Origin of the sequence: Nonomuraea ceibae (genome assembly GCF_019396325.1) — a bacterium.
Classification (GTDB): Bacteria; Actinomycetota; Actinomycetes; order Streptosporangiales; family Streptosporangiaceae; genus Nonomuraea; species Nonomuraea ceibae.
The window spans coordinates 112,871-121,237 of record NZ_JAHKRO010000015.1 but is presented as its reverse complement, the minus strand read 5'-3'; the positions used below and the strand labels follow the sequence as shown (position 1 = coordinate 121,237).

Here is an 8,367-nt window from a genome sequence, read left to right as displayed (position 1 = left end):
AACTCTCCAAAAAAGGTTTGATACCAGGCAACATTATCTCCGTCATATTTGACGAGGTGTTGCATGAAAAACTTCATGCACTGGCTTTTGACACACTGTTGAGTTCTCAAGAAACGGACGCTTGCTCTCCAGTCCTGCGAGAGGCGCTCATTTCGTTGTGTCTTAATTCTTTCAGCCGTTCAAGCCTCTGTCAAATTGACCGGACTTGCTCGACCTGCTGGAATTTCGACGCCCCGCTAACTTACCAGCCATTCGGACAGCTTCGAACCGTCCGGATGTCTCGCCAGAGAGTGGGATTCGCCGGGCACCTCCGGAGCTTGATCAGCCCCTCGTCGCCCGCGCCTCAGCAACTCTAGCAGCCCCGAAGACCACCGTGGCCCGTCTCGGGTAATCATGACGTTCTTCCCTCCCCAGGCAACCGCCAAACCTCTCCACGCGCATGGCAAGGCTCGGCCCGGGGGCGCACCCCCCGGACCCGGCGGAACGCGCAAGTGCCCGGCAAGTCATCCGCAATCGCTCCCAGGTACGAAGTACGTACGAGCAGACTGCGCTCTCGGAGGTATCCGCCATGACCCGCTCGGAGTTCGACGACATCCGCGCCTTCCTCGCCGACGACGCCACGCAGCCGGAGGATCTCCTGCGCATCGCGCGGACGCTCGTCGACGACCTTGAGCACGCCCGGATGCGCGAGGCCGTCATGCGCACCCACTACCTGCGGCTGCTGACCGCCGCCCGCGCCACGGTGGCGGCCGACTCGGTGGGGGCGCCCGAGCCGATGGCGTTCCTCACGCACGAGCTGGGCGAGCACGGCCAGCTTCCGGCGAACGGCGAGGCCGTGCAGCGCATCCTGTCCGACGCCCGCACGGCGGCGGCGCTGCTGGCCTGCCTGGAGCAGCATGCTCGGCCGAGGCCCCGCGCCGGCATCCGGCTGCGCCGCTGCGTCGGCTCCGTCCGCACTCTGCCGCGCTGACCCCGACGCGCCCCTTTCCAAGCCGGTCGGGGTGGGGGCGCCGCCGCTGGGCCGCACTGGACGAGAAGCGTGCGACCCGGCCCGTACAGCGGCGGACCGTAGAACCGGCGCGGGATAGAGCGCGCGTGTATCACCGGATGACGACCTGGGACATACCCGCGCTTGGCGGACGGCCTGGGAGACTGCGCATATGTGGCAACGCGGGATGAACTGGGCGGCAATCGCCTTTGTCGGGACATTCAGCGTTATGTGGCTGGGTGTCGTGGTGTACGCGGACGTGGCCTCTGCCTTTTGGATGCGCGCCGGTCAGGTGGTGTTCGCCCTGTTCCTGCTCGGATGGGCCGGGTGGAAAGCGGCCATCATGATCGGCAAGGCGTGAGTTCGATGAGCGAGCAACCGTACGAGGTCAGTCAGGACCTGGGGGACGACCCGCAGGCGTCGTTCGCGGCGATGTACCTGGACCGGCTCCCGCAGCGGCATCGGATCGACGAGATCGACGACGCGGCCGCCCGCGGGATCTCCCGGTGGACGCGCGAGGAGGACGTGCGCGAGTCCGACGCGCACGTCGACCCGCTCGCCGAGCCGGAGTGCTACTTCGAGTGACTACGGCGTGTACGGCGGCGCGACTCCCCAGCCCCAGTGGGGCACGGGCGCCTGGGGCGGAGGCGTGGCGCCGGGCTGGGAGTTGTGCCGGGCAATGCGGGTGCCCCATTCGATGTAGCCGAAGAACGCGGCCCTGAACTCGGGGTCGTCGGGCAGCGCGACCTCGTCGGCGGCGTCCATGAGCAGGCTGACCCAGCGCCGGCGCTGCGGCTCGGTGATGGCCTTGCCCAGGTGGTAGGAGAGCATGTGCGCGTATCCGCCGCGTTCGTCGGTGTAGCGCGACGGACCGCCGAACACCTCCGCCAGCCACATGGCGACGTGCTTGGGGTGCCCCGGGTCCATGTGCGCGAACAGCGGCCCGATGAGTTCGTCCTTGACGACGTGTCCGTAGAAGACCTCGGTGAGCCGTTCCAACGCCTCGATGCCGCCGGCCCATTCGTAGAGCGTCGGCACATTCTCTTCAGTCATGTAATCATGTAATCATTGATCAACAATGGCGGACAAGCCCATAATTCCGAGATGTTCGACCATAACGACCACTACCACGGCCTGCTGCTGAAACAGCTTCCGCCGGGCGCCCGGCACGCGCTCGACGTGGGGTGCGGCACGGGGGCGTTCGCGCGGGCCCTGGCCGCGCGCGGGCCGGCGGTGGACGCCGTCGATCCGGACGAGGCGGTCATCCGGGCCGCCGGTCAGACTCCCGGGGTGACGTTCACGCACGGCGACATCACCACAATGGAGCTGGCGGGCGGGCGCTACGACTTCGTGTCCTGCCTGGCGAGCCTGCATCACGTGCCGTTCGGCACGGTGAGCCGGCTGCGGGAGGCGCTGGCTCCCGGCGGGGTGCTCGCGGTGCTGGGCTGCTATCGCGAGAGCACCTGGTCCGACCGCCTGGTCAGCGGGGCGGCCGTCCCGGCGAACGCCGCCATCAGGCTGGCCCTGGCAGGCAGGGCGGCGCACTCGCCGGTGCGGGCGCCGGTCAGGCCGCCCGCGATGACGCTGCCGGAGATCAGGGAACGGGCCGCCGAGCTCCTGCCCGGGGCCCGGATCCGCCGTCTGCTCTTCTGGCGGTATCTGCTGGTCTTCAGAAAGCCTCGCACGTGACGTACCAGCGGCCCGAGAGATGGTCGGCCGACGTGGCGCGGATGGTCCCGGTGGAGTAGGTGAGCCCGCAGAACTCCAGCCATCCCCCGGAGCCGACGACGCCCAGGTCGGTGCTGCCGACATGGCGTACGGCACGGCCGACGGGGAACAGGCCGACCCATTCGACGCCCAGCCCGGCCTCGACGTCGCCCACGGTGACGCTCTCAGGATGCATGGGCAGGGACCGTACGTAGGCCGACAGGGCGTGCTCGGAGACGGCGAACGCGAACCGGATCGGCAGGTCGGCGGCCACGACGGCGAAGGTGGCGACGGCGAGCAGCGGGCCGACGGCGGACAGCTTGCGGTAGCGGCGCAGGAAGAACAGCACGCCCCAGGCGACGGCCGCCAAGATCCAGAACATCAGCGCATAGGACCAGATATATAGGCTGCCGCCGGGAAATATCGCCCCGATCACGCTCGCCGTGGCCGCGATGCTCGGTGGCACCACCAGCCACAACCACCGCACATCCCTACGCCTGACCGGTCCCCCTGGCCCATGCACACCAGGGACCATAGCAAGGCGGCTGCTGAAAGTTTCACCCTTCCGCACAGCCGAACAGCCTGTCCCGCCTGTGACTTTCGCCGGACGCCCTCGTCGCGGCCGGTGCGGATCCTTCTGGGAACGGCGACCGGCTCCCTACCATCCGAGTGAACCCCGTGGGAGCGCTCCCACATCACCGGACGGAGTATCCATGTCTCGCAGCAGGCCCTTGGTGGCCGCCATCGTCGCCGCGGCCGTCACGGCGGTGGCGGGGGCGGCCGTCTTCACCTCCTCCGCCGTCCAGGCCGCCGACTCCGCGTTCTACGTCGACCCGCAGACCAACGCCGCCAAGTGGGTGGCCGCCAACCCCGGCGACAGCCGCGCCGCCGTGATCAGGGACCGGATCGCGGCCGTGCCGCAGGGCCGCTGGTTCGCCAGCTACAACCCGTCGGCCGTGCGCGGCCAGGTGGACGCGTACGTGGGCGCCGCGGCGGCGGCCGGCAAGATCCCGATCATGGCCGTGTACGCGATGCCGAACCGCGACTGCGGCGGCCCGAGCGCCGGCGGCGCCCCCGACCACGCGGCCTACCGAGGCTGGATCGACCAGATCGCCGCCGGTCTGGGCGGCCGCCCGGCCACGATCGTGCTGGAGCCCGACGCGCTGGCCATCATGTCCAACTGCATGAACTCCGCCGAGCAGGCCGAGGTCAAGGCCTCGATGGCCTACGCCGGGCAGCGGTTCAAGGCGACGTCCTCGCAGGTCAAGGTGTACTTCGACATCGGGCACGACGCCTGGCTGTCGCCGTCGGAGGCCGCCTCGCGGCTGAACGGCGCCCAGGTCGGCACCAGCGCCGACGGCATCGCGGTCAACACCTCCAACTACCGCTCGACGCCCGGCCTGGTGTCCTACGCCAAGAGCGTCATCGCGGCGACCGGCGTCTCCGGGCTCGGCGCGGTGATCGACACCAGCCGCAACGGCAACGGCCCGGCGGGCAGCGAGTGGTGTGACCCGGCGGGCCGCGCCACCGGCACCTGGAGCACGACGGACACCGGCGACCCGGCGATCGACGCGTACCTGTGGGTGAAGCCGCCCGGCGAGGCCGACGGGTGCATCGCCTCGGCGGGACAGTTCGTGCCGCAGCGGGCGTACGACCTGGCCATGGCCGCGCCGCAGCCGACCGTCACGCCGACGGTCACCGTCTCCCCGACGGTTACCCCCACCGTCACCCCCACGGGCACGCCCGGCTGCACCGCCACGTACAAGCTGGTCAACAAGTGGCAGGGCGGGTTCCAGGCCGAGGTGACCGTGCGCAACACCGGCACGGCGCCGATCAGCGGATGGCGGGTCGGCTGGACGTTCGCCGGCGGTCAGTCGATCTCGCAGCTCTGGAACGGCTCGGTCTCCGGCAGCGGCGGCAACGTGACCGTCTCCAACCTGGGCTGGAACGGCTCGGTCGGCCCCGACGCGACCACCACGTTCGGCTTCCTGGCCAACGGGGACGGCACGAGCACGCCGTCGCCGATCAGCTGCACGACCTCCTGACGGCTACCTCCGGCTCACGGCGTGGGTGACGAGCGTGGTGAGCACGTCCTTGACCGAGGCGCGGTTGCGCGCGTCGCACAGGACGACCGGGGTGCCCTCGTCCAGCCCGACGGCCCGCCGTACCTTCGCAGGATCGTGACGGCGGGCCCCGTCGAAGCAGTTGACCGCGACCACGAACGGCAGCTTGAGCTGCTCGAAGTAGTCCACCGCCGGGAAGCAGTCCTGCAGGCGGCGGGTGTCGGCCAGGACGACGGCGCCCAGCGCGCCGAGCGCCAGCTCGTCCCACATGAACCAGAACCGGTCCTGGCCCGGCGTGCCGAACAGGTAGAGCCACAGGTCCTCGCGGATGGTGATGCGCCCGAAGTCGAGCGCCACCGTCGTGGCGACCTTGGTCTCCACGCCCGACAGGTCGTCCACGCCGACGCCGCGGTCGCTGAGCAGCTCCTCGGTGTGCAGCGGGCGGATCTCGCTGATGGTGCCGACCATCGTCGTCTTGCCGACGCCGAATCCACCCGCGATCAGGATCTTCAGGGCCGTCGCGGTGAGCGTCCCGCCGGAGGGCCGGGGGCGGTCAAAGCCTGCGAATTCCATGCAGTACATCCCTGTAAGTGCGTTCGTCGATCGTCTGGTCGGGAGGCTGCGGCGGGTCGATGTTCACCAGGCCCTCGCGCCGCAGGTCGCCGAGGAGCACGCGGGTGATGTTGAGCGGCAGGCCGAGCTGCGCCGCCACGTCCGCCACCGGCGTCGGCCGGCGGCAGATGGCGAGCATGGCGTGGTGCTCGGGGTTCAGCCCCGGCAGCTCGAAGGGCGTCCTGATCGTCGTGACGATCGCGACCAGGTCGAACGCCTCCCCCGAGGGCCGCGCCCGGCCGCCGGTGAGCCCGTACAGCCTGATCAGCGGCCCCGGATCGTCGTCGGTCACGGTGCCGTCCCGTTCCAGACAGGCGCGGGCGCGGCTCCTCTCGGCTGGGTGGAGAGGTGCTCGCCGACGCGCTTGACGAGCAGCGCCATCTCGTACGTGATCAGTCCCAGCTCGGCGTCGGCCGCCGTCAGCACGGCCAGCCTGGCGCCCTGTCCGGCGGCCGAGACGAACAGGAAGCCGCCCTCCAGCTCGATGATCGTCTGGCGTACGCCGCCGAGCCCGAAGTGCCGCCCGGCGCCCACGGCCAGGCTGTGACTGCCCGCCGCGATGGCCGCCAGATGCTCGTGGTCCTCCCGGGTCATGCCCTGGGAACCGCCCATCGTCAGGCCGTCGGCCGACAGCAGCACGGCGTGCCGTACGCCCGGGACCCGGTGGGTCAGGTCGTCCAGCAGCCAGCTCAGCTCAGATCTCGTGTCGGCCATGGTCATCCCTTTCATCGCGCATGTCACGGCTCTCCTCCGCCTCCCTGCGCCCCTGCCGCCAGCCCTCCTGCATGGAGGTCATCAGGTCGTGGAGCTCCTGCGGGGAGCGAGTGGAGATGTCGGGTTCCTGCCGTGGGCGCGTCTTGCGGAGTTGTGGTGCGAGGCTGGCCTGCCGTACCCGTACCGGCAGTCCGTCCAGGTCGTCGTCGGTCTCGTAGCGCGCCGGGGAGGGCGGCGGGGGCAGGGTCCGTACGGCGGAGGGGGCCGGGACCTGCCGGACCGGAGGCGCCGAGGCCGGCTCGAACAGCGAGACCGTGGTGTGCGGGCGGGCCTGCACGGGCTCGGTGAGCACGCTCACCGGGACCATCAGGATCGCCGTGGTGCCGTCGTAGGGCGACTGGCGCAGCGTGACCTTGATCCCGTGGCGGGCGGCCAGCCGGGAGACCACGAAGATGCCCATCCGGTCGCTGCCCGCCAGGTCGAACTCGGGCGGCGTGGCGAGCTGGGCGTTGAGCTCGGCCATCGTGGCGGTGTTCATGCCCAGGCCGCGGTCCTCGACCTCGATGGCGAAGCCGTTGGCCGCGGCCAGGCCGCGCACCTGGACGCTGGTGTTGGGCGGGGAGAAGGAGGTGGCGTTCTCGATCAGCTCGGCGATCAGGTGGATGACGTCGGTGACGGCGGCGCCCGCGAGCATCGGCGCCTGCGGCATCGGCTGGATGGTGACCCGCGTGTAGTCCTCGACCTCCAGCGCGGCGCTGCGGATCACGTCGTGGATCGGCACCGGGTCACGCCAGCGCCTGCCGGGCGCCGCGTCGGACAGGATGATCAGGTTCTCCGCGTGGCGGCGCATGCGGGTGGTGAAGTGGTCGAGCTTGAACAGCCCTTCCAGCGTGTCGGGGTCCTCCGCCTTGCGCTCCATCGCGTCGAGCAGCGTGAGCTGGCGGTGCAGCAGCGCCTGGTTGCGCCTGGCCAGGTTGAGGAAGACCTGGCCGACGCCCTTGCGCAGCGTGGCCTGGCCGACCGCGGCCTCGACGGCGGTGCGCTGCACGGCCGAGAACGCCTGCACGACCCGCTCGACCTCGGCGGTCCTGGCCTGCTCCAGCTCGGCGGTCGTCTCGGCCGGGTCGACGTCCTCGCCCTTGCGCAGCCGCTCGACCAGCTTGGGCAGCCGGACCTCGGCCAGCTCGACCGCCGACGCCTGCAGCTTCCTCAGCTCGTCGATCATGGAGCGGCCGAACCGGTACGACAGCACGATCGACAGCAGCACCGCCAGCAGGCCCAGGCCCAGCACCACGCCGATGCGCACCAGGCCCTCCACGACGCGGGTCTCGCCCTTCAGCGTGGCCCGCCGCACCTCCTGGCTGGAGTTGCCGCTCAGCCCGGCGAACGCCTCGGCCGCGTCGAGCCGCCAGGCCGTGGCGGTCACGGGCGGCATGCCGCGCGCGTTCCAGGCGTAGACGGCGTCCTCGGCCTGCTCGAACCGCTGGTAGGACGGGGTGGCGACGAGCCGTTCGTGCAGGGCGCGCAGCTCGGGGCCGATGTCGCGCAGCGCGTCGGCGAGCTGCACCCGCCGCGCCGTCATCGCCGCCACGAACGCCGCGTGCTCGGTCGAGGTCATCTGCCCGCGCTCCAGCGCCGGGGCCAGCACCGCGGCCTCCCTGGAGGCGTACTCGGCGGCCGAGCTGTAGGCCGACAGGCCGCGCAGCACCCGGTAGGAGTAGACCTCGGTGAGCCGCTCGGCGCCGCCGAACTGCTGGTTGGCGACGCCGATCATCACGTTGTACTTCTCGGTCGTGGTCAGCGCCGCCTCGTCGCCGAGATCGGCCGCCGCGCGCAGTCCCGCCAGCCCGTCCAGCGCCTTGAGCAGCGCCCGCACGGTCTCGGGCGCGGTGCCGGCCTGCGGCTGCTCGGCCAGCCCGGCCGCCACGTCCCGCACCCGCGCCACCGCCTGGTCGGTGACGTGCCGCTGCGTCGCGAGCTGCGTGTCACCCGCCGCCCGGCCCGCCAGCTCGGCGGTGAGCAGCCGCTCCCGCTGGAGCGCGATGATCAGCTCACGCGACGGCGCGCCGACCGCGTCCCACTCGCCCCGGCTCTGCGCGAACCCCGTCGTCTCCGACACCATGCTGTACGCGATGTAGCCCCACAGGCCGACGAGCGACACCAGAGGCACCAGGAGAATCCGCAGGATCTTGCGGCGGATCGGCGGGGCGGATCTCATGCGCTTCGTCCAATCCGCGCTTTCCTGCGCATAGTCGGTCTGCCTGGGGGCGGCAGTGCCTGAAG

Annotated in this window: 11 protein-coding genes; 5 read left to right on the top strand and 6 right to left on the bottom strand. The window is 70.8% G+C overall.

The genetic code is table 11. From position 1 onward, the window contains the following. Positions 1-568: 568 nt before the first annotated feature. The 3 genes from KME80_RS13545 (at position 569) to KME80_RS13535 (ending at position 1,573) form a co-directional block, all read left to right on the top strand. Complete coding sequence (locus tag KME80_RS13545) at positions 569-970, top strand: hypothetical protein (protein WP_219504897.1); 402 nt, start codon at positions 569-571, stop codon at positions 968-970. Between the two features lie 190 nt (positions 971-1,160). Continuing rightward, on the top strand, positions 1,161-1,349 hold the full coding sequence (locus KME80_RS13540) for a hypothetical protein (RefSeq protein WP_219504895.1): 189 nt from the start codon (positions 1,161-1,163) through the stop codon (positions 1,347-1,349). 5 nt (positions 1,350-1,354) lie between these two features. Then, a complete protein-coding gene (locus tag KME80_RS13535; protein ID WP_219504893.1) occupies positions 1,355-1,573 on the top strand; it encodes a hypothetical protein in 219 nt (72 codons plus the stop codon). Here the strand turns inward: KME80_RS13535 and KME80_RS13530 are convergent, their stop codons facing one another. Continuing rightward, entirely contained in the window at positions 1,574-2,041 is a 468-nt protein-coding gene (locus tag KME80_RS13530; RefSeq protein WP_219504890.1) for a group II truncated hemoglobin, read from the bottom strand. It lies immediately after the preceding gene. A 51-nt stretch (positions 2,042-2,092) separates the two neighbouring features. On the opposite strand from KME80_RS13530, the gene KME80_RS13525 reads away from it, so the two are divergent. Continuing rightward, positions 2,093-2,677 carry a class I SAM-dependent methyltransferase gene (locus KME80_RS13525; protein ID WP_219504888.1) on the top strand — a complete coding sequence of 195 codons (585 nt, stop codon included), beginning with the start codon at positions 2,093-2,095 and terminating at the stop codon, positions 2,675-2,677. On the opposite strand, the gene KME80_RS13520 is transcribed toward KME80_RS13525, so the two are convergent. Next, the gene (locus tag KME80_RS13520; protein ID WP_219504886.1) at positions 2,658-3,077 is read right to left on the bottom strand and encodes a hypothetical protein; all 420 of its coding nucleotides are present in this window, start codon (positions 3,075-3,077) and stop codon (positions 2,658-2,660) included. The genes KME80_RS13525 and KME80_RS13520 overlap by 20 nt on opposite strands. A 331-nt stretch (positions 3,078-3,408) precedes the next feature. Here KME80_RS13520 and KME80_RS13515 point away from each other — a divergent pair, with 331 nt between their 5' ends. Further along, the gene (locus tag KME80_RS13515; RefSeq protein WP_219504883.1) at positions 3,409-4,740 is read left to right on the top strand and encodes a glycoside hydrolase family 6 protein; all 1,332 of its coding nucleotides are present in this window, start codon (positions 3,409-3,411) and stop codon (positions 4,738-4,740) included. 3 nt (positions 4,741-4,743) lie between these two features. Here the strand turns inward: KME80_RS13515 and KME80_RS13510 are convergent, their stop codons facing one another. From KME80_RS13510 to KME80_RS13495, 4 genes are read right to left on the bottom strand one after another with little or no spacing between them, the layout of a single operon-like run. Beyond that, positions 4,744-5,331, bottom strand: coding sequence for a GTP-binding protein (locus KME80_RS13510; RefSeq protein WP_219504881.1), 588 nt, complete (start codon positions 5,329-5,331; stop codon positions 4,744-4,746). Then, a complete protein-coding gene (locus KME80_RS13505) occupies positions 5,312-5,662 on the bottom strand; it encodes a DUF742 domain-containing protein (RefSeq protein ID WP_219504879.1) in 351 nt (116 codons plus the stop codon). Before KME80_RS13505 ends, KME80_RS13510 begins: the two co-directional genes overlap by 20 nt. Next, positions 5,659-6,084, bottom strand: a complete 426-nt coding sequence (locus KME80_RS13500; RefSeq protein ID WP_372455356.1) for a roadblock/LC7 domain-containing protein — start codon at positions 6,082-6,084, stop codon at positions 5,659-5,661. The genes KME80_RS13505 and KME80_RS13500 overlap by 4 nt, the downstream gene beginning before the upstream one ends. Further along, positions 6,065-8,302, bottom strand: coding sequence for a sensor histidine kinase (locus KME80_RS13495; protein WP_219504875.1), 2,238 nt, complete (start codon positions 8,300-8,302; stop codon positions 6,065-6,067). The genes KME80_RS13500 and KME80_RS13495 overlap by 20 nt, the downstream gene beginning before the upstream one ends. Positions 8,303-8,367 lie beyond the last annotated feature (65 nt).

Coding starts and splice junctions, on each gene's coding strand:
- KME80_RS13520 (WP_219504886.1), bottom strand. CDS start 3,077: ATGTTCTGGATCTTGGCGGCCGTCGCCTGGGGCGTGCTGTTCTTCCTG.
- KME80_RS13530 (WP_219504890.1), bottom strand. CDS start 2,041: ATGACTGAAGAGAATGTGCCGACGCTCTACGAATGGGCCGGCGGCATC.
- KME80_RS13525 (WP_219504888.1), top strand. CDS start 2,093: ATGTTCGACCATAACGACCACTACCACGGCCTGCTGCTGAAACAGCTT.
- KME80_RS13515 (WP_219504883.1), top strand. CDS start 3,409: ATGTCTCGCAGCAGGCCCTTGGTGGCCGCCATCGTCGCCGCGGCCGTC.
- KME80_RS13495 (WP_219504875.1), bottom strand. CDS start 8,302: ATGAGATCCGCCCCGCCGATCCGCCGCAAGATCCTGCGGATTCTCCTG.
- KME80_RS13540 (WP_219504895.1), top strand. CDS start 1,161: ATGTGGCAACGCGGGATGAACTGGGCGGCAATCGCCTTTGTCGGGACA.
- KME80_RS13535 (WP_219504893.1), top strand. CDS start 1,355: ATGAGCGAGCAACCGTACGAGGTCAGTCAGGACCTGGGGGACGACCCG.
- KME80_RS13500 (WP_372455356.1), bottom strand. CDS start 6,084: ATGGCCGACACGAGATCTGAGCTGAGCTGGCTGCTGGACGACCTGACC.
- KME80_RS13545 (WP_219504897.1), top strand. CDS start 569: ATGACCCGCTCGGAGTTCGACGACATCCGCGCCTTCCTCGCCGACGAC.
- KME80_RS13510 (WP_219504881.1), bottom strand. CDS start 5,331: ATGGAATTCGCAGGCTTTGACCGCCCCCGGCCCTCCGGCGGGACGCTC.